General features: G+C 64.4%; 21 protein-coding genes. 12 read left to right on the forward strand and 9 right to left on the reverse strand.

Going from position 1 to position 26,074, the window contains the following annotated elements:
* Nucleotides 1-85: 85 nt before the first annotated feature.
* The 12 genes from EP837_RS15030 to EP837_RS15085 all read left to right on the forward strand — a co-directional run bounded on the left by EP837_RS15030 (nucleotide 86) and on the right by EP837_RS15085 (nucleotide 16,257).
* Nucleotides 86-1,321, forward strand: a complete 1,236-nt coding sequence (locus EP837_RS15030; RefSeq protein ID WP_066530356.1) for an amidohydrolase family protein — start codon at nucleotides 86-88, stop codon at nucleotides 1,319-1,321.
* 16 nt (nucleotides 1,322-1,337) lie between these two features.
* Entirely contained in the window at nucleotides 1,338-2,804 is a 1,467-nt protein-coding gene (locus tag EP837_RS15035; RefSeq protein ID WP_066530358.1) for a bifunctional 3-(3-hydroxy-phenyl)propionate/3-hydroxycinnamic acid hydroxylase, read from the forward strand.
* Nucleotides 2,801-3,232, forward strand: a complete 432-nt coding sequence (locus tag EP837_RS15040) for a GlcG/HbpS family heme-binding protein (protein ID WP_066530361.1) — start codon at nucleotides 2,801-2,803, stop codon at nucleotides 3,230-3,232. The genes EP837_RS15035 and EP837_RS15040 overlap by 4 nt, the downstream gene beginning before the upstream one ends.
* On the forward strand, nucleotides 3,229-4,128 hold the full coding sequence (locus tag EP837_RS15045) for a VOC family protein (RefSeq protein ID WP_066530363.1): 900 nt from the start codon (nucleotides 3,229-3,231) through the stop codon (nucleotides 4,126-4,128). The genes EP837_RS15040 and EP837_RS15045 overlap by 4 nt, the downstream gene beginning before the upstream one ends.
* Entirely contained in the window at nucleotides 4,128-4,952 is an 825-nt protein-coding gene (locus EP837_RS15050) for a fumarylacetoacetate hydrolase family protein (protein WP_066530365.1), read from the forward strand. The genes EP837_RS15045 and EP837_RS15050 overlap by 1 nt, the downstream gene beginning before the upstream one ends.
* A gap of 23 nt (nucleotides 4,953-4,975) precedes the next feature.
* Nucleotides 4,976-7,324: a TonB-dependent receptor gene (locus EP837_RS15055; protein WP_066530368.1), complete on the forward strand. Its 2,349-nt coding sequence runs from the start codon at nucleotides 4,976-4,978 to the stop codon at nucleotides 7,322-7,324.
* Between the two features lie 65 nt (nucleotides 7,325-7,389).
* Complete coding sequence (locus EP837_RS15060; RefSeq protein WP_066530372.1) at nucleotides 7,390-8,229, forward strand: alpha/beta hydrolase; 840 nt, start codon at nucleotides 7,390-7,392, stop codon at nucleotides 8,227-8,229.
* Between the two features lie 21 nt (nucleotides 8,230-8,250).
* Nucleotides 8,251-9,561: a family 1 glycosylhydrolase gene (locus EP837_RS15065; RefSeq protein ID WP_066530374.1), complete on the forward strand. Its 1,311-nt coding sequence runs from the start codon at nucleotides 8,251-8,253 to the stop codon at nucleotides 9,559-9,561.
* A 31-nt stretch (nucleotides 9,562-9,592) separates the two neighbouring features.
* Nucleotides 9,593-10,507 carry an alpha/beta hydrolase gene (locus tag EP837_RS15070; RefSeq protein WP_066530376.1) on the forward strand — a complete coding sequence of 305 codons (915 nt, stop codon included), beginning with the start codon at nucleotides 9,593-9,595 and terminating at the stop codon, nucleotides 10,505-10,507.
* Nucleotides 10,508-10,524: 17 nt separating this feature from the next.
* Complete coding sequence (locus EP837_RS15075) at nucleotides 10,525-13,857, forward strand: glycosyl hydrolase (protein WP_066530378.1); 3,333 nt, start codon at nucleotides 10,525-10,527, stop codon at nucleotides 13,855-13,857.
* Between the two features lie 208 nt (nucleotides 13,858-14,065).
* Nucleotides 14,066-15,037, forward strand: a complete 972-nt coding sequence (locus EP837_RS15080; RefSeq protein ID WP_066530380.1) for a methyltransferase — start codon at nucleotides 14,066-14,068, stop codon at nucleotides 15,035-15,037.
* Nucleotides 15,034-16,257 (forward strand): dicarboxylate/amino acid:cation symporter, encoded by a 1,224-nt coding sequence (locus tag EP837_RS15085; protein WP_197486423.1) that lies wholly within the window; start codon nucleotides 15,034-15,036, stop codon nucleotides 16,255-16,257. Before EP837_RS15080 ends, EP837_RS15085 begins: the two co-directional genes overlap by 4 nt.
* A gap of 183 nt (nucleotides 16,258-16,440) precedes the next feature.
* On the opposite strand, the gene EP837_RS15090 is transcribed toward EP837_RS15085, so the two are convergent.
* From EP837_RS15090 to cofH, 9 genes are all read right to left on the reverse strand, one after another.
* Nucleotides 16,441-16,929 carry an Lrp/AsnC family transcriptional regulator gene (locus EP837_RS15090; protein WP_082919732.1) on the reverse strand — a complete coding sequence of 163 codons (489 nt, stop codon included), beginning with the start codon at nucleotides 16,927-16,929 and terminating at the stop codon, nucleotides 16,441-16,443.
* Nucleotides 16,926-17,408, reverse strand: coding sequence for an Lrp/AsnC family transcriptional regulator (locus EP837_RS15095; RefSeq protein ID WP_066530382.1), 483 nt, complete (start codon nucleotides 17,406-17,408; stop codon nucleotides 16,926-16,928). The genes EP837_RS15090 and EP837_RS15095 overlap by 4 nt, the downstream gene beginning before the upstream one ends.
* Nucleotides 17,409-17,643: 235 nt before the next feature.
* Nucleotides 17,644-18,159, reverse strand: a complete 516-nt coding sequence (locus EP837_RS22080) for a sugar phosphate isomerase/epimerase family protein (protein ID WP_082919734.1) — start codon at nucleotides 18,157-18,159, stop codon at nucleotides 17,644-17,646.
* Between the two features lie 176 nt (nucleotides 18,160-18,335).
* Nucleotides 18,336-19,577 carry a CaiB/BaiF CoA transferase family protein gene (locus EP837_RS15105; RefSeq protein WP_066530387.1) on the reverse strand — a complete coding sequence of 414 codons (1,242 nt, stop codon included), beginning with the start codon at nucleotides 19,575-19,577 and terminating at the stop codon, nucleotides 18,336-18,338.
* Between the two features lie 155 nt (nucleotides 19,578-19,732).
* Complete coding sequence (locus EP837_RS15110; protein ID WP_066530390.1) at nucleotides 19,733-20,845, reverse strand: helix-turn-helix transcriptional regulator; 1,113 nt, start codon at nucleotides 20,843-20,845, stop codon at nucleotides 19,733-19,735.
* A gap of 44 nt (nucleotides 20,846-20,889) precedes the next feature.
* A complete protein-coding gene (locus EP837_RS15115) occupies nucleotides 20,890-21,744 on the reverse strand; it encodes an HpcH/HpaI aldolase/citrate lyase family protein (RefSeq protein ID WP_066530394.1) in 855 nt (284 codons plus the stop codon).
* The gene (locus EP837_RS15120) at nucleotides 21,741-22,559 is read right to left on the reverse strand and encodes a hypothetical protein (RefSeq protein WP_066530397.1); all 819 of its coding nucleotides are present in this window, start codon (nucleotides 22,557-22,559) and stop codon (nucleotides 21,741-21,743) included. Before EP837_RS15120 ends, EP837_RS15115 begins: the two co-directional genes overlap by 4 nt.
* Nucleotides 22,556-23,758: a CoA transferase gene (locus EP837_RS15125; RefSeq protein ID WP_066530398.1), complete on the reverse strand. Its 1,203-nt coding sequence runs from the start codon at nucleotides 23,756-23,758 to the stop codon at nucleotides 22,556-22,558. Before EP837_RS15125 ends, EP837_RS15120 begins: the two co-directional genes overlap by 4 nt.
* Nucleotides 23,758-26,061, reverse strand: coding sequence for a 5-amino-6-(D-ribitylamino)uracil--L-tyrosine 4-hydroxyphenyl transferase CofH (cofH, locus tag EP837_RS15130; RefSeq protein WP_066530399.1), 2,304 nt, complete (start codon nucleotides 26,059-26,061; stop codon nucleotides 23,758-23,760). The genes EP837_RS15125 and cofH overlap by 1 nt, the downstream gene beginning before the upstream one ends.
* Nucleotides 26,062-26,074 lie beyond the last annotated feature (13 nt).

The following is a 26,074-nucleotide window of genomic DNA, read 5'->3' on the forward strand; positions in this document are numbered from 1 at the left end:
TGGTAATAGAAAAAATGATTATTTTTCTTTTGTGAAATAATGGCGCATTCCCTGCCCGGCAAGACAAGGACCGGGAGAGGAAGGCATGCGGCAGCTCATCCATGATGTGCGCATTTTCGATGGTAGCGGCGCTGCCAGCGCGCCGGGCTCTGTGCTGATCGACGGCGACCAGATCGCCGCCATTCTTCCCGAAGGCGCAGACCTCACGACGATCACGAGCGACACCCGCATCGATGGGCGAGGCAACACCCTCATGCCGGGCATGGTTGACGCCCATTGCCATCTCACCTGGGGCAGCTCCGTCGAGCATATCTACCACCAGTTCATCCTGCCGCCCGAGGAACTGAAGACCGCCGCCTGGCGCAACGCCCGCGTCCTGCTCGACCATGGTTTCACCAGCGCCTATTCCGCCGGAGCCCTTGGCGAAAATATAGAGGCTGCCCTCGCCTGCGCCATTGAGGCGGGGGAAACCGCAGGCCCGCGCCTTATCCCCTCCACCCTCGAACGCAGCCCCGAAGGCGAACAGGGCGTGGAGACCGGTGATGTCTTCAACGGCCGCGGCCCGGACGCGATGCGCGCGTTCATGGACCATTGCCGCGACACCCGCGTCAAGTCGGTGAAGCTCGTCATCTCGGGCGAGGATGCGCTGAAGCCCGGATCAGCCCAGGACATTCTCTACAGCGACGAGGAAATCGAGGCCGCAGGCGAAGCGGCAAAGGCGAACGGCCTGTGGATCGCCGCCCATACCTACTCCACCCGCGCCATCGAGATGGCGATCAGGGCTGGCGCTCGCATCCTCTATCATTGCTCCTTCGCCGACGAAGCCGCCATCGACCTGATGGCCGCGCACAAGGCTGATTTCTTCTATGCTCCCGGCCCCGGCGTGTCGGTCGCCGCGCTCGAAGCCACGCCGCCGCCGCATATCGACATGAGAGCGATGAAGGCCAGCGCCACCCAGCGCCTGCAGCTGGAGGCGAACCTCGTTCCAGAACTCAAGCGCCGGGGCGTGCGCATCCTTATCGGCGGCGACTATGGCTTCCCCTTCAATCCCCATGGCCGCAACGCCCGCGATCTCCAGCACTTCGTGGACTATTACGGCTTCACCCCGGCGGAGGCGCTGAGCGCTGCAACCATGCTCGGCGGCCAGTTGATGGGCCAGCAGGTCGGCCTCATCCGCGAAAATTATCTTGCCGACCTCCTCTTGGTCGACGGCGATCCCACGCAGGACATTGCCATCCTCCAGGATCCCGCGCGCCTCACGGTGATCATGCAGGGCGGCCGCCTTCACAAAGCCCCCGCCGCCCAGCCGGTTTCCGCCTGAAAGAGCCGATCCCAGAATGTTCGACGTAGCGATCATCGGTTGCGGTCCGGTAGGGGCTTTTGCCGCCAATCTCCTCGGCAAGGCGGGCCTGTCAGTGCTCGTCGTCGAGCAGGAGGCGCAGCCCTATCCCCTCCCCCGTGCCGTCCATCTCGATCATGAGATGATGCGCCTGTTCCAATCGGCGGGCGTCATCGATCGCGTCGCCCCCGACATGCGCGATACCGAAGGTCATCTTCATGTCGGCGCGGACCATGGCGTCATCCGCTATATGGGCACGGTCGGCCGCCCCCGCCCGTTCAGCTGGTCCAACGACTATTTCTTCTACCAGCCCGAACTGGAACAGCATCTCCGCAACGCGCTCGCCGCCTATCCCAATGTCGCCGTGCAGCTCGGCACCGCGTTCGAAGGGCTGGAACAGGACGACGAAGCCGTCACCCTCCGCCTCTCGGGCAACCGCACCGAACGCGCCCGCTATGTCATCGCCTGCGACGGTTCCCGCAGCGCTGTTCGCAAGGCGCTCGGCATCGCGCTTGACGATCTCGATTTTGAGGAACCCTGGCTCGTCGTCGATGCCGAAGTCGATGGCCCGGTCCGTTTCCCCGATCTCTGGGGCGTGCCGAAAGCTGCCGATCTGCAGAAGCTCTCGGTCATGATCTGCGACCCAAAGCGTCCCGCGACCATCGTGCCGGGCCGTGGTAATCACCGCCGCTGGGAATTCATGCTCCTCCCCGGTGAGGATGACAGCGTCCTGATGCAGCCGGACAATGTCGCCGCGCTCGTCGCTCCCTATCTGACCGACGTCCCGCACAAGATCGTACGCGCCGCCACCTACCGCTTCCACGGCCTCATCGCCGAACAATGGCGGCAGGGCCGCGTCTTCCTTGCCGGAGACGCTGCGCATCAGACGCCGCCCTTCTTCGGTCAGGGCATGTGCCACGGCCTGCGCGACATCGCGAACCTCGCCTGGAAACTCGAACTGGCGCTGGCCGATCGCGCCCCCGCCACCCTCCTCGACAGCTACCAGACAGAGCGTGACCCCCATGTCCGCGCGGTCATCTCCGCCGCCGTCGCCGCTGGCCGCTACATCTGCATGCTCGACCCCGCACAGGCCGCCGCCCGCGACACGCAGATGCGCGAGGCCGCCAAGAGCGTTAGTCAAGGCACCGCCGCCGACCTCATCCCGCCCATCGCGCAGGGCATCGTTGCCACTGGCATGCCCGGTGCAGGTGAACGCTTCATCCAGCCCTGCGTCAATGGCCAGTTACTCGACGACATCACCGGCAGCGGCTGGCGTCTCTTCTCCCGCGCGCCCATCGACGCCCCCACCGAGATCACCGTCGTCCTCATAACCGAAGGCGCGATCGAGGATTGGCTCACCGCCCATGACGCGCAAGCCGTCCTCGTCCGCCCGGACCATTATGTCTTTGGCACCGGCGCACCCGCCGACCTCCTCGCCCAGCTCGAAGGAAAGCTCCGGCCATGACCATCACACTCGCCCAGGCACGCTCCATCCTCGACGCCGCGCTCACCCACGCCCGCGCGCAGGATGCGCAGCCGCTCGCGATCGTCATCCTCGACGCAGGCGCGCACCCCGTCGCCTTCGCGCGCGAGGACGGCGCCAGTCTCTTCCGCTTCGACATAGCCAGGGCAAAGGCCTCGGGCGCATTGGGGTTGGGAGCGGATACACGGGTCATCGCGACCCGCGCCGTCGCCAACCCCGCCTTCTTCCAGAGCGTGGTGGCCGTCACCGGCGGCCAGCTCGCTCTGTCACCCGGCGGCGTCATCATCCGTGACTCGGAATGGCGGCTAATCGGCGCCGTCGGGACCAGCGGCGACACGGGCGACATAGACGAAGCCTGCGCCATCGCCGGGATCACCGCCGCCGGCCTTACCCACGGAGCCGCATCATGAAATTACGCAGCATCGAACTGGCGCTGCCCCACGCCGCAGAGGCCGCTGCCTTCCTGACCGGCATATGGGGCATGGCCTCCGCTGAAGTCCGTGGGCAGACCCATTATCTGCGCGGCTCAGGCCCCTTCCCCTATCTCGTCGCGCTCGAAGAGTCGGCGGAGGCCTATGTCCGCTCCACCACCTTCACCTGCGCGCGCGAGCGGCTGGAGGAACTGAAGGTCAGCGTCACCCGAGCCAATCTCCCCGCGCGCCCGGTCACTTCGGACGATCCGGGCGGCGGCCGTGGCATCATCGTCGAACTGGCCGAAGGCGAATTGCTCCGCTTCCTCACCGACACGAGCGAAGTCGCCCCGATCGAGGGCAAGGACTTACCCGTCAAGCTGACCCATATCGTCTTCAACGCGACCGATGCTGAAGCCACCGGAACGCTGATCGAGCAGGCGCTGGGCTTCCGCGTCTCCGACCGCACCAAGGGCATGGTCTTCGTCCGCTGCAACGAATCCCACCACTCGACCGCCTTCGCCCGCGCGGGTTTCTCCTCCCTCAACCATATCGCCTTCGAAATGGCGGACATGGACGCAGTGATGCGCGGCATCGGCCGCCTGCGCGACCATGGCATGGTCCCCGCCTGGGGCCCCGGTCGACACGGTCCGGGCGCCAATGTCTTTGCCTATTTCATCGCCCCCTTCGGCCCGGTGATCGAATTCTCGACCGCCGTCGAGAAGGTCCCGGAGGACTATCAACCCGGCGCGCCCGAAGACTGGACCTGGCCCGAAGGCCGCATCGACCAATGGGGCATGTCGGACAAGGATTTCGCAGGGCTCCGCGCGGCCGAGGAAAAATTCCGCCACCGCCGCGACTGGGGCCCGCAACCGCTCAATGAGGAACAAGCCTAATGCGTTATGTGAGCTTCCGCCGCCCCGACGGCACCCCCAGCTTCGGCCGCCTGGACGACGAGGCGATCGTCGAACTGACCGGCGCGCCCAGCCTCAAGGCTGCGCTCGCCGCAGGCAATCTTGCGGGCCTCACCGACGGCGCGAGCTTCAACCGCAACGACATCGTCTTGCTGCCCGTCATCCCGGACCCGGCCAAGATCCTTTGCGTCGGTCTCAACTATGCCGAACATGTGAAGGAAACCGGCCGCGAGCAGAAGGAGCATCCGGCAATCTTCGTCCGCTATGCCGACAGCCTCGTCGCGGACGGCCAGCCAATGGTGAAGCCCTCCGTCACGACCCGCTTCGACTATGAAGGCGAATTGGCCGTCATCATCGGCAAGCCCGCGCACAAGGTCGCCCGCGCCGACGCTATGGCCTACATCGCCGGTTACGCCTGCTTCAACGACGGCTCCGCCCGCGACTGGCAGCGCCACAATATCCAATTCACGCCCGGCAAGACCTTCCCCGGCACAGGCGGCTTCGGCCCCACGCTGGTGACGCCCGACGAGGCGGGCGACCTCGCGTCCCAGCGCGTCCAGACCCGCCTCAACGGCGAACTGGTCCAGGACCAGCCGGTCAGCGACATGATCTGGGATATCCCCACGGTCATCGAATATATCTCGGCCTTCACGCCCCTCGCGCCCGGCGACGTCATCGCCACCGGCACCCCCGGCGGCGTCGGCGATAAGCGCACCCCGCCTCTCTACATGAAGGCTGGCGACAAGGTCGAAATCAGCATCGGCGTCATCGGCACGCTCACCAACCGCATCATCGACGAACAGTAATTAAAAAGGGGAGAGGAAACATCATGCGTAAGATCACCAAAGCTTTGACAGGCGCCAGCCTGCTGGCCCTCGCCACGCCCGCCTTCGCACAGGAAGCCACCGCGCCCGAGCAGGCGGCCGAGCAAGCCTCCGGCTCCAGCGCGGACATCGTCGTCACTGCCACGCGCCGCGCCGAACGTCTGCAGGACGTGCCCCTCGCCGTATCCGCGCTCGGGGGCGAACAACTCGCCGCGACTGGTTTCAAGGATCTGACTAACATCGCCTATACCTTCTCGGGCGTGCAGTTCGGGACGACGCCCAATGACGCGGGCTTCCGCGTGCGCGGCGTCGGGACGTTGGGCGGCTTTACCAGCGCATCGGAAGCGCCGGTCGGCTTGGTCGTGGACAACGTCGTCATCGGCTTCGGCAGCCCGGTCAACAGCCTGGGCGATCTCGAACGCATCGAAGTGCTCAAGGGGCCTCAGGGCACCCAGTTCGGGAAGAACGCCTCGTCGGGCGTCATCAACATCACGACCAAAAAACCCGAGCTGGGCGAATTCAGCGGCAATATCTATGGCTCCTATGGCTCGTTTGACGAACGTGACATTCATGGCGCGGTCAACGTGCCCATCGGCAGCAAGGCCGCGCTCAACATCTATGCCTTCGACCGCGCCTATGACGGCTTCATCAAGAATGTCGTCCGCGACGAAACCTGGGGCGGCCAGCATTATTACGGCACCCGCGCCAAGCTGCTGGTGGAGCCGACCGAAGGGCTGTCTGTCACGCTGATCGGCGACTATTCCCGCCAGAAGCAGAAGGGGCCGGGGCAAACCTGGACGCTCAACAAGCTGTCCGCCGCGCAGACCGCGCCTGGCGGCATCGCGGGTGTTCCCTTTGTCAATCTCGCCGCGCTGGGCGTCACGCCCGGCCTGCACAATGAAGTGTCGATCGAGGATGGCGCGGGCTTCTACGACGTCGAAAATTACGGCGCTTCGCTTCAGCTGGACCTGGAATTGGGCGACTACACACTGACCTCCGTCTCCGCCTGGCGCGAATTCAACGAAGCGCCTTTCACCTACGCGATCGACGGTCTGCCCTATGAAAAATTCTTCGCCAAGTCGAAGGGCGAAACCAAGCGCTTCTATTCGCAAGAACTGCGGTTAACGTCTCCCCAGGGTCAGCCGCTTGAATATATCGCCGGGCTCTTCTTCTCGCGCCAGAAGACCGGCCTTGGCGGCGGGCAGAGCGCAATCCTGCGTCCGGCGCTGCCCTATTCGACCTTCCCGACTATTTCAATCACGGCTGGCTACAATGTAACGCGCACCAAGTCGGACAGTGCCGCGCTGTTCTTCGACGGCAAATATCACATCACCGACACGCTAAGCCTGCTCGGCGGCGCGCGTCTGACCCGCGACAAGGTGACGGCACTGAACTACTCCTATGTCGATCCCGAACTGGAGCCGTTCGTCCCGCCGACGCCCGCCAACAACTTCACGCCCTCGGGCACCCTACCCTACGCGGTCCGCGCACCGCAGACCGGCCGTGCCAAGAAGACCGACATTTCGGGCCGCTTGGGCCTGGAATATAAGCCCGATCGCGACCTCCTTTTCTACGCCACCTACGCGCGCGGCTATCTGGGGCCGACGGTCACTTTCTCCGGTCTCAGCGGTACGCGCAGCACCGTGGCGCCGCAGACGGTGGACGACATCACGGCTGGCGCAAAAATGCAGTTTCTCGATCGCACGCTGACCGTGAACCTCAATGCCTTCTGGGATAAGTATAAGGATCTTCAGACGTCGGTGTTCGATGGTCAGGAATTTCTCACCGAAAATGCCGGTGGCGCAGAAGTGAAGGGCTTCGAAGTGGAACTGGTCGCCCGGCCATCCAAGACCTTCTCGGTCAACGCGTCCTTCACTTATTCGGACGCGAAATTCACCGATTACATCACCGCCTGTCCGACCGTGTTCGTCGTCGCTGGAACGGCCGCGACCGTCTGCAACGCGTCGGCCACGCCGGGCCAGTTGTTCGACGCCAGCGGCGAAGTCCTGCCGGGCTCCCCCAAATATAGCATCGTCCTGGGCGCAAACTGGGAGTATCCGATTACCGACCGGCTGACCTTCGACGCGTCCAGCAACCTGTCCTTCCGGTCGAAGACGCAGAATGCTGTCGGCGATAAGAACACCATTCAGCCAGCCTATGAGGTGGTAAACGTCAACCTGGGCATCGGCGATGCGGACGGCGCATGGCGCGTCGGTGGGTTCGTGCGTAACCTGTTCGACGTTGATTTCAACTCGGCGATCCTCGGCTTGCCCTTCTCGGATGGCGGCTATGTGAACTGGCGGACGCGCGAAGCTGAACGCACCTTCGGTGTGTCGTTCGAGGCACGGTTCTAAATCAGGTGGGCGGGCGGTTCGTGCAGGACCGCCCATCTCGCCCCGGCGGTGAGGAAAGGGAGAGGATGAAGGACAGCATCGCAGCCATGGGTCAGACCCTGGGTCCTGCCATTCTCGATCAGGTCAAGGCGCTCTTTGGTGCGGAACAGAGCGCATTTGCGGAACGCGTGCGCGCTTCCGCCACAGACCTCCCTTACGGCCCCCACGAACGCCATCGCCTCGACCTATACGCCCCGCAAGGCGCCTCAAACGCCCCCATCCTCATATTCTTCCATGGCGGCGGCTTCCTGAAAGGCGACAAGGGCGACGATCAGAACTGGCCCAACGCCAATGTCGGCCGCATGGCCGCGCAGGCGGGCTTTGTCGGCATCGTTCCCAACTACCGCCTGGCGCCTGATCACCAATGGCCCGCTGGCCCCGAAGACGTCGCCGCCCTCATCGCCTGGACAAAGGCCAACGCCGCGCAGCATGGCGGCGACCCGACCCGCATCGTCCTTGCCGGAACCTCAGCCGGGGCCGTCCATGTCGCCGGCTATATCAAGCGCTCCGGCACCGCCGACATCCGCGCCGCCATCCTGCTCTCGGGCCTTTACGGCTACACCCCGCTCGATGAGCGAGACACGCTCTATTATGGCGACCCGTCTCTTTACCCCGAGCGCATGCCGCTCGAAGCCATCGCTTCCACTAACCTCCCCCTTTTCATCGCCTGCGCCCAGCATGACCCCGCCCGTTTTCAGCAGGAATTCCTCGCCCTGCTCCAGGACAGGCTCACCCGCCACGGCGTCATGCCCCGCGCGATGATCGTCAGCGGACATAATCACTACAGCCTGCCCATGCACCTCGGCACAGCGGACGGCCGCCTTGCCGACGAAATCTGCGCCTTCATCCAGGACACAACAAACTAACCCAAAAAGGGAGAGAGAGACATGATCGACCGCCGGACCCTGCTCGCCACTGGCGCGGCGCTTGCGGCCAGCCCCGCGCTCGCGGCCGCCGACCGGCTGAGCAGCCGCAGCTTCCCCAAGGGCTTCCTCTGGGGCGCTTCCACAGCCGGGCATCAGATCGAAGGCAATAATATCGCCAGCGACCAGTGGCTGCTCGAAAATATCAAACCGACCATCTATTCGGTGCCATCGGGCGACGCCGCCAACAGCTTCGCGCTTTGGCCGCAGGATATGGACCTCGCCAGGGGCATGGGCCTCAACAGCTATCGCTTCTCCATCGAATGGGCACGCATTGAGCCCGAACCCGGCCTCTTCTCCGTCGCCATGCTCGATCATTACAAGCGCATGATAGCGGGCGCACGCGAGCGGGGCCTCAATCCCGTCGTCACCTTCAACCATTTCTCCGCGCCCCGCTGGTTCAGCGCCATGGGCGGCTGGACGAACGGCGAAAGCATCCAGCTCTTCGCTCGCTTCTGCGACCGCGCCGCCCGGCATCTGGCGGACGGCATCAGCCACGCCATCACCTTCAACGAACCCAACATCCTCCTCGTCCTGCGCGCCGTCATCCTCCCCCCGCAGGTGTTGGAAGCGCAAAAGACCATGCTCGCCGAAGCCGCCCGTCGCATGGGCACGCCCAAATTCACGGCGCTCAACGCCGCCAATCTGGACGACCTCGACGCCATGCAGGCGAACCTCGTCCCCGCGCACAAGGCCGCCAAGGCAGCGATAAAGGCCGTGCGCGGCGACTTGCCGGTTGGCCTCTCCCTCTCCATGTTCGATGATCAAGCCATCGGCCGCAACAGCCTCCGCGACGCCAAGCGGCGGGAGCTTTACGGCAACTGGCTCGAAACCGCCCGCGCCGACGATTTCCTCGGCGTCCAGAACTACGAGCGCAACATGTGGAGCGACAAGGGCAAGCTCCCTCCGCCCAAGGGCGCGCCGCTCAACTATAGCGGCGCGGAAGTCTATGCCCCGTCCCTCGCGGGCGCCGTCCGCTACGCCCATCAGGCGAGCGGCGTGCCCATCTTCGTCACAGAACATGGCGTCGGCGCCGCCGACGACAGCATCCGCGCCCGCTTCATCCCGGCCGCGCTCGCCGAACTGCAAAAGACGATGGCCTCCGGAGTGCCCGTCATGGGCTACTGCCACTGGTCGCTGATCGACAATTTCGAATGGATCTTCGGCTATCGTCCCAAGTTCGGCCTGCACAGCGTTGATCCCACGACCTTCGCCCGCATTCCCAAGCCGAGCGCAGCCGTCTATGGTGCCATCGCTCGCGCCAACGCGATCTGAAGAATAGAACAGAAGAGAGGAGACCCGTTCGATGAAGCATCTGGCCCTGACCGCGCTGGCCCTTGCCATTGCAACGCCCGCCGCCGCGCAAATGCAGATCACCCCGATCGCAAAGCCCAAGCTCGCCGAAATCCCGCTCTACCCGGCCGCGAAGGACGCGGACAAGGAACAGTGGGAGCATGTCAGCGGCAAATATGGCCAGATCGTCATCGACAATGACACCGTCCGCAACGTCACCCGTCCCACCATCACCCCCTATCTGCCCGACCCGGCCAAGGCGACCGGCGCAGCCGTGGTCGTCGCGCCCGGCGGAGCCTTCATGTCGCTTTCCATGTCGAGCGAGGGCGAAGTCATCGCCCGCTGGCTCACGGAACAGGGCATCGCTGCCTTCGTGCTCAAATATCGCCTCAACGAAACGCCCCGCGATTCCAAGGCGTTCATGAGCGCCTTGGGCCAACGCATGGGCCAGGCCGCCCGCAACCTGCCCGGCGCGGACATCAAGGAACCCCGCGCCACCCAGGATGCGCTCGCCGCCCTCGCCTTGATCCGCACCCGCGCCAAGGAATTCCGCGTCGATCCCGCCCGCGTCGGCATGATCGGCTTCTCCGCCGGCGCCATGACCGCCCTCAACGCTGCGCTGGAAGGACAAGGGAGCGCTCGCCCCGCCTTCATCGGCTATATCTACGGCCCCATGACCACCGTCACCGTGCCCACCGACGCGCCGCCCATGTTCGCGGCCATCGCGATGGACGACGGCCTGTTCAGGAAGCAGGGCTTCGCCATCGCCGAAGCCTGGCGCAACGCCCGCCGCCCGGTCGAACTGCACGCCTATGAGCGTGGCGACCACGGCTTTGGCATCGGCCGCCCCGGCACCACCACCACCGGCCTACTGCCGCAATTCACCGACTGGCTGCGCATGCACGGCCTGCTGACCGCCTCTCGCTGATCCTCGAGGACCTCTCAATGAAGACCCGCACCCTGCGCCTCGCGCTGCTCCTCGCCTGCACCGCCTTCGCCAGCCCTCTGCTCGCCGACGAACTGGCCGACGGCTTCCGCAACCCGCCACAGAGCGCCCGTCCACGCGTCTGGTGGCATTGGATGAACGGCAATGTCACGAAGGAAGGGATCGACAAGGATCTCGACTGGATGGCGCGCATGGGCATCGGGGGCGTGCAGAATTTCGACGCCAGCCTCCTCACCCCCCAGATCGTGCCCAAGCGCCTGTCCTACATGACGCCTGAGTGGAAGGACGCGTTCGCCCACGCCGTCCGGACCGCCGATGCTAAGGGTCTTGAATTCGCTATCGCTTCCTCTCCCGGCTGGAGCGAAACGGGCGGCCCCTGGGTCAAGCCCGAGGACGCGATGAAGAAGCTCGTCTGGGCGGAAGCCGATGTAAAGGGCGGCCGCCGCTTCACCGGCCCGCTGCCGGTGCCGCCCGGTGTCGCAGGCCCGTTCCAGAACGCGCATCTTACCGAAGCCATGCCCGGCGCGGTCGAAGGCGCAAAGCCGCTCGCCCCGCTCTATCGCGACGCGCGCGTCCTCGTATATCCGGTAAAGCCTGTCGCTTTGCCCGTCCCTCAGCTGCGCCTTCCTGACGGCAGCGCCCTCGACGCGGCCGCACTCACCGACGCCGACCTCGACAGCGCTTTGAAAGTTTCCACTGGAACCACGGAGCAGCCCGGCACGCTGACCCTCGATTATGGCAAGCCGGTTACAGTCCGCTCCGCCACCATCTTCATCCCCAACGCCAAGCCCCCCTTCCGCGACCCCGCCTACCGGCCCGTGCTGGAGGCGGAACAGGGCGGCAGCTGGCGCGCGCTGGGCGACTTCGCCCTGTCCGAAGCAGCGACCACCATCGCCTTCCCGGCAACGACCGCCCGCCGGTTCCGCGTCGTTCTGCGCCCGAATGACGCACGACCCGCGCCGGGCCTCGGCGAAGGCGTGCCCGGCGCGATCTCCATGGATATTTTTGCCCGCGCCCGAAAGGCGACGCTCCCCATCGGCGAACTGCGCCTGTCGGCCGAGCCGCGTATCGATCGTGTCGAAGCCAAGGCAGGCTTCACCGTGCTGCGCGACTATAGCAGCCTGCCGGTCCCGGCATCCTCGACCGCGGGCGCAGTCGATCCAGCCAAGGTGATCGACATCAGCAGCCATCTCCGCCCTGACGGCACGCTCGACTGGACCGCGCCCTCGGGCAGCGACTGGCGCGTCCTCCGCCTCGGCTATTCGCCCACCGGCAAGGTCAATCATCCCGCCACCGTCGAAGCGACCGGCCTGGAGGTCGATAAATATGATCCCGCCGCCGTCCGCCGCTACATGGAAACCTACCTGTCCATGTATCGCGATGCGGTCGGCCCGGACTGGATCGGCGCAAAGGGCATCCGCGCGCTCCTTACCGACAGCATAGAGGTCGGCGCATCCAACTGGACGCCCCGCATGGTCGAGGAGTTCACCGCACGGCGCGGCTATGACCCGCTGCCCTACCTTCCCGTACTCACCGGCACGATCGTCGGTTCGCCCGCCCGCAGCGAGGCGTTCCTCTATGATTTCCGCCGCACCCTCGCCGATCTGTTGGCCGACTCCCATTATGGCACCATCGCCAAGGTCGCGCACGAAAACGGCATGAAGGTCTATGGCGAAGCGCTGGAGGATGGCCGCCCGGTATTGGGCGATGACCTCACCATGCGCCGCTACGCCGATGTGCCGATGGCGGCGCTCTGGACCTGGAACCGGGACAGCACTCCGCGCCCGACCCTGCTCGGCGACATGAAGGGCGCGGCGTCGGTCGCCCATATCTATGGCCAGAACATCGTCTCGGCGGAATCGATGACGTCCGTCTTTTCTCCCTGGGCGTTCGCGCCTTCCGACTTGAAGCGCATCATCGACCTGGAATTTGCGTCCGGCGTCAACCGGCCGATCGTTCACACTTCGGTCCATCAGCCGGTCGATGACAAGCTGCCCGGCCTGTCGCTGATGATCTTCGGCCAATATTTCAACCGGCATGAAAGCTGGGCGGACATGGCCAAGCCCTGGGTCGATTATATGGCGCGCACCGGCTATCTGCTCCAGCAGGGCCGCGACCATGCCGACCTCGCCTGGTTCCCTGGCGAAGATGCGCCCATCACCGCCCTCTTCCTCACCGGCGCGCCCGCTGGCCTGCCGAAGGGTTATGCCTATGACTTCATCAATGCGGACATCCTGTCCAACGTGCTGAAGGTAGAGGATGGACAGCTCGTCGCGCCTGGCGGAGCCCGTTACCGCGCGGTCTATCTCGGAGGGTCGAGCCGCGTCATGACGCTGCCGACCCTGCGCCGCATCGCCGCGCTGGCTGACGCAGGCGTTCCCATCATCGGCGAAGCGCCGCAGCGCGACCCCGCGTTTAAGGACGATCCGGCCGCCTTCACCGCGCTTGTCGACCGCCTCTGGAAAGGCACGACCACGGCCAAGCCGCGCATCATTCCCGGTGCGGACCCGGACGCCGCGCTCGCCCGTATCGGCATCGCGCCCGACTTCCGTGTCACCGGCGGCGCATCCGACAGCGACTATCGTTTCGTCCACCGCAAACTGCCCGACGGCGACCTTTATTTCGTCAACAACCGCCAGAACCGTGCCGAGAAGGTCGAGGCCCGCTTCCGCATCACCGGCCGCCAGCCCGAAATCTGGCGCGCCATCGACGGCACCGCCGCACCCGTCTCTTATCGGACCGAGGGCCAGGAAACCGTCATTCCGCTCGATGTGGGCGCAGAGGATGCTTTCTTCATCCTCTTCCGCAAGCCTGCCACCGCGTCATCGGCCACGCTCCCGGCACCCGCGCCGCGCCAGTTGGCAACGCTGGACCAACCCTGGCAGCTCAGCTTCCAGCCCGGCCGTGGCGCGCCTGCCTCCCTCGGCATGGCCCAACTCTCCCCCCTCAACGAGGCAGAGGATAAGGGCGTCCGTTATTTCTCCGGCGTCACGACCTATAGCAGCCGCTTCACCCTGCCCAAGGGCGCAAAGCGCGGCCAGCCCCTTTGGCTGGACTTGGGCAAGGTCGGCGACCTTGCCGAAGTCCGGGTCAATGGCCAGCTTGCAGGAACGACCTGGTTCGCGCCCTACCGCCTCGACATCGGCCGCTACGTCAAATCCGGCACCAACCGGCTGGAAGTCAAGGTCGCCAATCTCTGGGTCAACCGGCTCATCGGCGATCAGCAGCCCGGCGCGCAGAAGATCACCTACACCGCTGTCCCCACCTACAAAGCCGGCGCGCCGCTGCGCCCAAGCGGCCTGATCGGTCCGGTGACGTTCTGGGCTGAGTAAAATCGCGTTACGGGTGGGCAGGATGACCTCCACCCGGCCCGTTTCCCCACTCCGTCATGCTGAAACAGGTGCAGGATGACGGAGTGGAATGCCACCCCACCCGTTCGGGCTGAGCTTGTCGAAGCCTTCTTCTTCCAAAAAGCGCACAGCTCCCGACAACCAAAGCCCGCCAACAGCGTTCAAAGCTTCAACAAATGGAGAAGAACGCATGGTCCACCTATCGGGCAAAGCAGGGACCAGCGACAAGGAAGCCGCGCTCCTCGATCTCATCACCTTCCTGAAAGAAGGTGACTATCACTTCGTCACGCCCACGCCTGCTACCCATGCCCGCGTCCTCGCGCGCGCCTCCCAGTCCCGAGCCCATGACCTCCGCGACATTTTCGGCTGGTCGCTTCCCTTCGATCCGCAGCAGATCGACCCGCTGCTGCTCCGCATCCTGCGGGACGCCGAAATGGTGAAGCAGCAGGGCGATGGTCTTAAGAGCCGCCTCCGCGTCTCTTCCCTTGGCGATGATCTCATCCTCCATTCCGCCTATCCCACTGACGGCCAGGACGCGGTATTCTTCGGTCCCGACAGCTACCGTTTCGCCCGGCTGATACGCCAGCAGCTTTCCAATCATCCTCAAAAGGCAGGCGCGCGGCTGGTGGACATTGGCACTGGCGCCGGAGCAGGCGCGATTGTCGCCGCGCATCTGTGCCCATCGGCCGACATAGTCATGACCGACATCAACCCCTTCGCCCTGCATCTGGCGCGGATCAATGCGCGGGCGGCGGGCGTGGACGCGCATTTTGTCGAGACCGGCGACCTGGCGGAGATTGGGGGCCAATTCGACCTGCTGCTCGCAAACCCGCCCTATATCGCGGACGCCGCAGGCCGCGCCTATCGCGACGGCGGCGGCATGCATGGCGGCAAGCTGTCGTTGGACATGGCGCGGCAGGCCATCCCTCGATTGGCGGCGGGTGGCCGGTGCATCCTCTATACCGGCAGCGCGATTGTCGATGGCAGGGACAAGTTGCGCGAGCAGCTCTCCGATCTTGCACAGCAGCAGCAATGCCTGCTCCATTACGAAGAGATCGACCCCGATGTCTTCGGGGAGGAACTGGAGAGCGATGCCTATGCCGACGTCGAGCGCATTGCGGTGGTCGCCGCAGTGATCGAGCGACGGGCGAGCCTGCCTTGATCGCGGTTAAGGCGCGCCCGCTGCAATTGCTCGCCGGTCTGGCCGCCGGGCTCATTGCAGGCATGGTCACCAGCGGAGCACCGCAAAAGGCATTGGGTCATGTCCTCCTGCCCATCGGCAGCCTGTGGCTCGACGCCTTGACCATGACGGTAGTGCCGCTGGTCTTCGGCCTGCTGGTCACTGGCGTCGCCTCCGCCTCCCGCAGCGCCTCGGCGGGCAGCATCGCTATGCGCACTCTCATCCTCTTTGCGCTTATGCTGACAGTCGCCTCCGTCATGGCGGCGATATTGGCGGATGGGTTGCTGCGGCTCTGGCCCGTTGCACAGGGCATGGCGCAGGCTGCGGGCGCGCCGCCTGCCCCTGCCTCGCCGGGTGAATGGTATCACGCGATCATCCCCGCAAATCCCATCAGGGCGGCCGCCGAAACCGCGATGGTGCCGCTGGTCGTGTTCGCGCTCTTCTTCGGCTTTGCGGTCGCCCGGATCAGCGAGGCCTTGGCCGAAGCGTTACTGAAACTGCTGAGTGGCCTTGTCGAAACCATGCTGGTGATCGTTGGCTGGGTCCTGGCCGTTGCGCCAATCGGCATAGCCGCGCTGGCTTTTAGCGCGGGCGCGCGGCTGGGCGCCGGGGTGCTGGGCGCCTTCGCTCAATATGTCGCGATCGTCGCCGCCTGCTGCCTTGCCGCGACGCTGGTCGCCTATCTTTGGGCCGCAATCTTGGGCCGAGTCTCGCCCCTGCGCTTCGCCCGCGCATCCTTGTCGGCCCAGGCGGTCGCGCTCGGCACGCAATCCTCGCTTGCGACCCTTCCGGTCATGGTCGAAGCCGCGCGCACCCTTGACGTTCCGGAAGCAAGGACCGCTATCGTCCTGCCAATGGCCGTCTCGCTCTTCCGCACGGCAAGCGTCGCCGCCAACGTCGCCGTCACCCTTTATCTCGCCCATCTCCATGCCGTGCCCATCGGCCTGGGCCAACTCGCGCTGATCGCGCTAGTCGCCGTGCCGGTCAGCTTAGGCGCAGTCGGCCTTCCGGCGCAGGTCTCCTTCTTCGCAACCATCGCGCCCGTCTGCATCGCCGCCGGCGTGCCCGTCACCGCGCTACCCCTACTCCTCGCGATCGAAGCGATACCGGACCTTTTCCGTACGGTTGGCAACGTCACCAACGACATTGCCATCGCCTGCGCAGCCGGACGCACTTCCACCTGCAAAAAAGAATTTGAATAGGCGACCCCTCCCCTTCGGCCCCCTCCAAGCGGATAGGAGATCCCCAAAACTGGTTTGATTCGCTACCTCATCCATTAAATCCAGACAGGATCTCTCGAACCCTCTTCCCCTTTGCCCACCGTCGGCATCGACATAGTTATCGATTCCCGGAAGGAACCGCCTATGCCGTCCCTCGGAAGCGCTTCAACTGGGCTCAGACGCCCGAGTGATCTTCGCCACCCCAGCTTCATATTTGAGATTGTGGACGGAAACGTTTGTCACCACCCGTTGCACGCCGGGCAGGCTCCGTACCTTCTTCGTCACCAATTCATTCAGCTGCTCGATGTTGGTGAAAAGCCCCATCGCCAGCAAATTGTATCGGCCCAGCAGCAGCACGACGCAATTAATCTCCGGCATTCGCCTTATCTGCTCGGCAAGTTCGGTAACACGCGACGGATCCGCGTCGATCCCCATCATGCAAAGGTTCGGCGATCCGGCCAGGCGGAAATCCGTCACGACCGTAAAGTGTATCAACCCTTCCTTCTGCAGACGCTTGATGCGCGACCGGATGGTGCCCTCCGTCACGTTCAGTTCTGCCGCAATCGCCCGATTGGAAATGCGGGCGTCGCGCGACAGCTTTTCGACGATCTTGCGGTCCAGCGGGTCGAGCCGGTGGCGGCTCATATCAGTCATAGTGGAACCACGTTGAATTCATATTTCACGATATCGACAGCCACACCGGAATCGATCTGCGCTACACCCTCGATGCCCGAGATATGGTCGTAGAGAAATTCCTGAACCTCGGAAAAATCATGCAACGCGACCATCAGCTCCAGGTCATAGCCCCCGTTCATGGCATTGACGCTCAGCACTTCAGGGAATTTCGCTAGGTCCCGGCCCACATCCTGGATGCTGCGTCCCTGCACCCGCACGCCAACTGCAATGATCACATTATAACCCCGCGCCGCGAAATCCGTGACAGCGACCACCCGCATCGCACGCGCATCCTCCATCTTCTGCAAGCGCGCGGAAACGGTCGCTGCGGTCACCGAAAGCTGCTGCGCTATATCCTGGTTGGTCGCACGGCCATTCTTCCGCAGGATTTCAATGATGTTATTGTCCAGGGCGTCCAATGAGGGCGGTGGTACTATGCGCCCATTTCTTATCTGCATTCCACAATGCCTCCCGTCTGGGAAACCCATAGCGCGCGAAAATAGAGAGTGCCACTGAGCCCTCAGCCCGGCCTTATTCGACTTTATGCGCCGCCTTCGGCAATGCACAGCAATCGATCGCAACTTGGCGAATGTCCTGATTGTTTCGAGCCTCTCTTTACGGCGATGCGTAAAAAATAGGGCTTTTTACCGAGGAGAAAAAATTTCAGCACGCTGCGTTTTCGATCAGCGCAGTTTAGTCTGAAGGAATCCCCTTACTGCTTTGACGGCATTTCGGGCGCGTTTGAGGGGATAGTCCTTTGTCGATGGCGTTTTGCTGCGGTATTTCGATGCTGAGGGGTGTGTTGGGATTGAGGGCGTTGAGGAAGGCGGGGATGGGGAACGCGCCTTGTCCGGGGATGAGGCGCTGGATGCCGGCTTCCCATTCGATTTGGGCGGGATCGATGGTGGCGGGTCCGTCGGCGAGTTGGGCAACGGCTATGGCAGGGTGGTTGAGGAGGACGAAGCTGGCGTCGACATCGCCGCCGCGCATGACGTGGAGGAGGTCGAGGGTGACACCGACGTCGCTGCGGCCGGTCTTGTCGATTTCGCCGAGGGCTTCGCTGAGGGTCTTGACCTGGGAGGGTGGATAAAATTCGATGGCGAGCGCGATGCCATAAGTTGCGGCGAGCTCGGCCAGTTCGACGAGCCTTTCGGTGCGACGGACAGGATCGCGATCGTAGCAAAGGACGTTGGCGAGGGGGGCGCCCAGGGTTGCGCAGGCCTAGAGCGCGGGGGCGAACGCGGGGTCGGTACTCTACCCCAGTACAGACCAAATCCAGCGCAACATCATCTCCGAACGAGCCCTCGGTATGCCACGCAAACCTAGTCACCTCGAACTGAAGAAGGGCTTCGGCGGCCTGATAAATGCCGCCGGAGCCCTCTGGATTAGATCACCTTCAGCTCTTGCAGCTCAGCAATGCGGGCTTCGTCATAGCCCAACTCGCCCAGCACTTCGGCGGTATGCTCGCCGAGCAGCGGCGGCGCCCTGCGGATCGTGGCCGGAGACGCTGACATATTAGCCAAAGGGCTGGCGATGAGATCGACCGAGCCCGTCGCGGCCCAGGAATGCGGCGTCGTGACACGTAGGCCCCGGTGCTGGACCTGCGGGTCTTCCCAGACTTCAGGCAATTCATTGTAGCGCGCGGCAGGGATGCTGACTTCATCGAACATTGCCTGAAGTTCTTCCGAAGTGAAGCCACGGCTCCATTCGTTGATGATGTCCATCAACTCCAAGCGGTTCAACTTGCCACGCTTGTAGTTCTCGTCGAAGCGCGGGTCCTGATACAGTTCAGGTTGGCCCATCAGAACGGTAAGACGGCGCCAATGTTCGTCGCCGCCTGCCGTCAGATACAGCATGCCGTCCTTGGTATGAACCAGATCCGCCGGCCCGCCGCCATTGCCGCCATTGCCGAGGCGCGGTGGCGGAACACCGTTGAGCAGATAATCCTGCATGATATGGCTCAGCATCGCCACCGAACTATCCAGCAAGGCTATATCGATATGCTGCCCTTCACCGGTGCGGTTACGATGTTGCAGCGCGGCCAGGACAGCGATCGCGGTATTATGGCCAGTGATAAAATCAACCAGGCTGGGTCCCGCCTTGAGAGGCCCGGCTCCTGGCTGCCCGTCCGGAATGCCGGTCACCGCCATCATGCCGCCTGTCGCCTGGAAAAGCCCGTCATAGCCGGGGCGCGCGGCCATCGGTCCAGTCTGGCCGAAACCAGTAACGGAGCAATAGATCAGGCCGGGGTTGACCGCCTTCAGGCTCTCATAATCAAGCCCGAAACGCTTCAGATCGCCGACCTTGTAATTTTCGATCAGAACATCGGCGGTCCGCACCAGCCTGAGGAGGATTTCCTGGCCCTCGGGCCTGGAATGGTTAAGTGTGATGGACCGCTTGTTACGGTTTGCCGCCGCGAAGAACCCCCCTTGGCGGAGGCTCATCCCATCCTTACCCTGAACCTCGGCCAGGCCGTACACCCGGCCGTCGTCACCGACGCCAGGACGTTCCACCTTGATCACATCGGCGCCCAGGTCGCCCAATATCTGCCCGCCAACAGGGCCAGCTAACACGCGGCTCATGTCAATAACGCGGATGCCCCCAAGGGCAGCATTTCTAGTGGTCATAGTCGTCTGCTGGTCCAGATTGATATGCGTAGCGTGGGGCGGCGCTTTACTCCCTTTTCTGTCAAAACGCCAGACGAGCGCCCCCGAAAGTTGCAGGAAGGAAGCAAAATTTCTACAGTTTCGAGGCTACGGAAATCAGAGCACCGCCTGCCTCATCAGGCGAAAGGCGCCAGCCCGGTCAGGATCAGCCGCACCAGATCCGCCTGCCCCTTCGCCCCCGTCTTTTCATAAACCCGCTTGGAGTAATTTCGCGCCGTCTCACTCGTCAGGCGCAGTTGCTCGCCCGCACTGACGATGCTCTCCCCTTTGCTCAGCGCGTGGGCCAGCGCCGCCTCGCTCGCCGATAATCCATGCAAGGCCGCAAGGGTACCGGTTGCCGCCAGGGCGGGCTCTCGCCGGGGCGTGCGCAATATTCCGATCACCGCGGGCAAAGCGCACGGTTCGCTTAGCGCTACATCCGACTTGCGCAGCAACAGGTCCAGTTCCCGCGCTTCATCGATACGGATCACACGCGTCACCCCGGGCGCGGCCGACGCCATTTCCGCGCAAGCCCGGTTGAGCGCATGCGCCACCTCCGGCAGCAATTGCAGCCGCCTCTCCGGGCTAGGCCCCGGCTTGACCGTGAAGGCCAGCATCGCCTCCGCCGCTGGATCGGCCGCCATCACCCGCCCGCCCCAATCGAGCGCCAGTTGCGCCACACCCAGCCGCGCCAACGCTCCCTGCGCCATTGCCACCTGTAGCTGCGCCTCGATTAGCGCGACCAACGTCCGTAGCGCCGCTGCAAAATGGGGCACGATGCTCGACAGGACGGCCACCGCCGACGCAGAAAAATCCTCCCGTTCCCGCACCAGCAGGAAATGCGCGTCTGCAACGCCGCCCGCCGCGACACGCAGCCAGCGGCCATAGCGGATATTCATCTCGTTCAACGCTTCGCGCTGCCGCCCCAACTCTTCAGCATTATCATAGTTCAGCATCTCATCCAGCGCATAGACGCGCCCTGGCCGCAACGAGCCGTAGGGATGCAGCCGCAGCGCCTCCAGCCGCCGAAAATCCAGCGGCGGCTCCTGCGATGCCCGTGGTGCCGCAACATGGATTACCGTCGGCTCCTGCTCCGGCATGGCATTGGCCAGCGAAACAATCAGGAAGGCGCGCCGGGCATAGGTTCGCCCGACGAGATTGCGCAGAAAGGCGCCAAAGGGGGGGCTTTCATGGATGCCGTCCACCAGCGGCAGGAACAATTCATTCTGATCGGCCCAGAGCGATGGCATGTATCCGCTCTCCCATATGGGAGATAAAGGGTCAAGCCATGCTCCTAGCAGCGAGCGAGAAGCGCCTGCGCCTTCTTCAAATGCGGCCAATCGATCATCTTGCCGTCGAGCGTCAGCACACCCGCACCCGGATTGGCGGCGAAGGCATCAACCACCGCCTGCGCATGCGCAATCTCCTCCGGCGCGGGCGTAAAGGCGGCGTTGATTACCTGCACCTGATCGGGATGCACCGCCATCATACCCAGAAAGCCGTCGCGCGCCCCCCGCGCCGCATAGGCGGCCAGGCCCTCCAGATCGCGGATCGCCGGATAGACCGTCTCGATCGGCGTCACCTCCGCAGCGGCCGCCGCAAACAGAGTGAGCGCCCGCGCTATTTCATAAGGCGGGGTATAGCCGCCGTCCGCCTGACGGGCGGTCAACGCTCCCACCGCCGCAGGCAAATCTTCCGCGCCCCATGTAAGCCCCGCGAGCCGCTCGCGGACCTCCACATATTCACCGAGGCGGAACAGCGCCTTGGGCGTTTCCGTCGCAATCGGCAGGATCCGCGCCTGCGCATCGCCCCTCATCCGCAGCCGCTCGTCCAGGTCTGCGATCGAGGCCGCGCCTTCAGCCTTGGGCAGCATGATCCCGGCGGGGCGCGCTTCAACGATCGCGTCCAGATCCGCATCGGTCAGCCCGCCATCAAGCGGGTTCACCCGGACGAACAGCATCGCTTGGCTACCCGCCGCTTCTGTCAGGAACGCCGAAACCTCCTTGCGCGCCCGCGATTTCGCATCGATCGCAACGGAATCCTCCAGGTCCAGGATCAAGGCATCAGCGCCGCTGCCCAGCGCCTTACGCATCCGTTCCGGCCGGTCGCCAGGCACGAACAACAAGGAACGCAGGCGTAGTCCGCTCATTGATATGCCACCCTTGCAGTCATAGCTGTCGCCCCGTCGCAGCGAACAGCCCGTACCTCGCCCTCTCCGCGCTGCAACCGGATCGGCTGCCCGAGGAACAGCGGCGACTGAGCCCGGAAACTGAAGCGCGCTAATCTGCCCTCGAGCTCCGCGAAAGCTGCAAGTTTTGCAGCGGTGAACGGCCCATGGACGACCAGCGCCGGATAGCCCTCTGCCTCTTGTGCATAGGGCAGGTCATAATGGATGCGATGGCTGTTAAAGGTGACCGCGGAAAAGCGGAACAGATTGACGGGACCGGGCTCCCATAGCTCCCCTTCGACAGGCCCACCCCCTGGCACCGGCATTGGCGCGGGCGAACCCATGTCCCGATAGACATAGGTTTGACGCTCCCGCACGCGCACGTCGCCATCCTGGCTGATCGCCCGATCGACATCGACGAAGATCAGGTCACCCGACTGCCCGCTCTTGTGCGTGACGCTCGCGACGCTGCTCAGCATCTCCGCCTCACGCCCGAGGAGCAGCGGCGCCTCGAAACTGATGTCTGCGGCGGCGAACATGCGGCGCGGCAGGCTGACCGCAGGCAGGAAGCCGCCTCTCCGGGGGTGCCCATCCTCGCCTATGTCGCCATCTTCCGGTTGCGGCAGGAAAAAGGCCCAATGAGCAAGCGGCGGCAGGACCTGCTCCACCTTCGGGTCGGAGCCGACCGCCAGCGCATAACGACGCAGGCTCTCATGCTCCAATACCTCTGCGCGCGTCTCGCTACGCCCGACGCTGCCCTTCCACTCCTCCAACGCCGCCGGATCCAGATCGCTCATGCCACGATCCCCGCATCATGCAGCTTGCCGATCTCGCCGCTCGACAGGCCCAGAAGATCCGACAGCACCTCATCGCTATGCTGGCCGATGCGCGGCGATGCGAACGGCTCGCCCAGATCCTCGCCGGGAATGCGCGCTGCCGCCCGCGGCGTTGGATAGCTATCCCCGCCCCCATGGGTCGCCTCGCCATAAATGGGATTGTCCGCAAACAAACGAGGCTCTCGCTCCAGCGCCTCGGCGAGCGTGCGATAGATCGACCAGGTCACGCCCGTCGCTTCGAACAGTTCCGCGCATTTCGCCAGAGGCCGCTCGGCAATCGCGCTGGCCACCAAAGCGTCTACCTCCGTGCGGTGGACAAAACGTGTACCCTCATCGGCGGCGAAATCAACGCCCAAGCGCGCCTCCAGATCGGCAATCGCTTCTCCCAGGCCCAGCGCTTTGATTAGCCCTGTCCACTGGCGCGGAGTGATCGCGACCAGCATCACCCGCTCGCCATCCGCCGTTGCGAAGTCGCGACCGAACGCGCCGAACAGATTATTGCCGCTCCTCGGCCGGTCCTGCCCGCTCAGCGTCACCTCGGCGACATTGCCCAGATTGCCCATCGTCGCCGCTGCCAGATCGGAAAGCGCCAGTCGCACCTCACGCCCCTTGCCGCTCGCTTGCCGCTCCCGCTCCGCCGCCAGCAGCGCAAAGGCACCATAGGCCCCCGCGAGCAGATCCCACGCGGGCAGCACATGATTGACAGGACGCGGATCATCTGGATGCCCGGTTAGATAAGGCATCCCGACGCTGGCATTCACCGTATAATCGACCGCCGGCGTGCCATCGGCCCAGCCCATCACCCGCAGGCAGACCAGATCGACCCGCAGCGCGGACAGCTTTTCATAGGACAGGAACCCCTGCACCGGGAAATTGGTGACGAACAATCCGTCGCCGCTGGTCGCCACCCGCTGCGCCAACTCCCGTCCTTCGGGTCGGCCAAGATCAATCGCCAGTGATTTCTTGCCCTTGTTCAACCCCTCCCAATAAAGGCTCTGCGCCTTGGGACCGATCGGCCAGCGCGCGCTGTCGGGGCCCCCGCCGATCTGGTCGAAACGGATCACGGTCGCGCCCATCTGCGCCAGATGCAGCCCGCAGGACGGCCCGGCGATAAAAGCCGCGCCTTCGACAACCGTCAGTCCTTTGAGCAATCCATACATCAGGCCGCGACCTCCTGTTCGACCGATCCGTAAAGCGTGGTCCGCTGCCGGGCGTATCGGCCCGCTGTTTCGGCCGTGCGGTGCATCCGCTCCACATCGAAACACTGCCCATGCGCTCCGCCCGCTGCGCGCGTGATGGATTCGTCCATCAGCACTCCGCCGAGGTCATTGACCCCCGCGCCCAGCGCCGCGATCACGCCCTGCTCGCCCAGCTTCACCCAGCTCGCCTGGATGTTGCCGATCGCGCCATGCAGCGCGATACGCGCCACTGCCTGCATCAGCAGCGCTTCGCGGAAGCTCGGGCCCGACCGCGCCTTGCCCTTGCGCCACATCGGCGCTTCCATATGCACGAAGGGCAGCGGCACAAACTCAGTAAAGCCGCCCGTCTCCTCCTGCAGGCCGCGCACGACGTTCAAGTGCCGTGCCCAGTGGCGATACTCATCGACATGGCCAAACATAATCGTCGCCGTGCTTTTCAGGCCAACGCGATGCGCCGCCCGCATCACCGCCACCCATTCATCCGTCGAAACCTTGTCGGGGCAGATGATGGCCCGCACTTCCTCATGCAGCACTTCGGCCGCCGTCCCTGGCAGCGTCGAAAGCCCCGCCTCCTTCAGCATCGCCAGATAGGGTTCCAACTCCATGCCAAGGGTGGAGGCGCCATGCGCGATCTCCAGCGGGGAAAAGGCGTGGACATGGATCCCCGGCGCGGCATCCCGCACCGTCCGGACGATCGACAGATAGGTATGCCCATCATAGTCCGGATGAATGCCGCCCTGCAGGCAGACTTCGGTCGCGCCACGCGCATGAGCCTCAGCCGCCCTGCGTCCCACCTCTTCCAGGTCCAGCTTATAGGCAGGGCCGCGCAAAGCCTTCGCCGTCCCCTTGGAAAAGGCGCAGAAGCCGCAGCGATAGCTGCAGATATTCGTGTAGTTGATGTTGCGGTTGATCACATAAGTAATCGCGTCACCCACCGCCTCATGCCGCAGCGTATCCGCCGCTTCCATCACCCGCCCGGCATCCGGCCCGGCGGCTTCGAACAGCGTGATAATCTCGCTATCGTCCAGCCCTTCACCCGCCTTGGCGATAATCTCGTCGATCCGTCCGCCAATCAGCGTCCGTCCCACCAGAGGCAGCACCGGCGGCGCTTCTCCCGCGCCCGCGCGCCAGCGCTCGACGATCGGCAGACCGCGCGCATCCACCGCTCGCCGTACCTTTAGCGCAACTTCGGGCTCCAGCCACCGCTCCGGCTCCTTTGCATAGGCAGGCCCTACCGCCAGCCGCTCCGTCAGCACCCGTCCCGCCGCCGCTGTCGCAGCCGCCAGCGCCATCAGATGCGGCCAGGGCGCTTCGGGGTTCACATGGTCGGGCGTCACTGGCGAGACGCCGCCCCAGTCATTCACCCCCGCACGCATCAGCGCAGCCAAACCATCCGGCTGCAGATTGGGCGGCGCCTGGATCGTCATTTCCGGCCCCAGGATCAATCGCGCCGCCGCGATGGTCCACAGATGCTCCTCCAGCGGCGGTTCTGCATGATCCGCCATGCGCGTGTCCGGTTTGGCCCGGAAATTTTGGACGATCACTTCCTGCACATGCCCATGCCGCGCATGTGCATCGCGAATCGCCAGCAGCGCCTCGATGCGCTCCATCCGCGTCTCGCCGATGCCGATCAGCAAACCGGTGGTGAAGGGCACCCGCGCCCGCCCCGCTGCCTCGATCGCCTCCAGCCGCACCGCAGGAACCTTGTCCGGCGATCCATGATGCGGCCCCCCTTTTGCGCACAGCCGATCGGACGTGCTTTCCAGCATCAGGCCCATCGACGCGGCCACTGGGCGCAGCATCGCCAGATCGGCGTCCCCCATGATGCCGGGGTTCAGGTGGGGCAACAGGTTCGTTTCCACCAGTACCGCCGCCGCCGCCTCCCGCAAATAGCGCAGCGTCGAGCCATGCCCCAACACCTCCAGCGCCGTCCGCGCCACGGCATAGCGATCCTCCGGCCGGTCCCCGAGCGTAAATAGCGCCTCTCGGCATCCCGCCGCCTCACCCGCCCGGGCAATCTTCAGCACTTCGTCGATCGACAGATAGGGCGATCCGGCATTGCGCGGCGCTTTGGCGAAGGTGCAATAATGGCAAACGTCGCGACATAGGTGAGTCAGGGGAATGAAGACCTTGCGCGAATAGGTGACGGTCGCGCCAAATGACGCCAGCGTCATCGCCTCGGCCTGGTCAAGCAGCGCGCCGAGCGGTTCACGCCCAAGCGCTTTTGCCCATGACACGGCCGAATCCACGTCCTCGATCCTCATTCCTCGCCTCTTA

Source organism: Sphingobium sp. EP60837, from assembly GCF_001658005.1.
In the GTDB taxonomy this organism is placed as follows: Bacteria; Pseudomonadota; Alphaproteobacteria; order Sphingomonadales; family Sphingomonadaceae; genus Sphingobium; species Sphingobium tyrosinilyticum.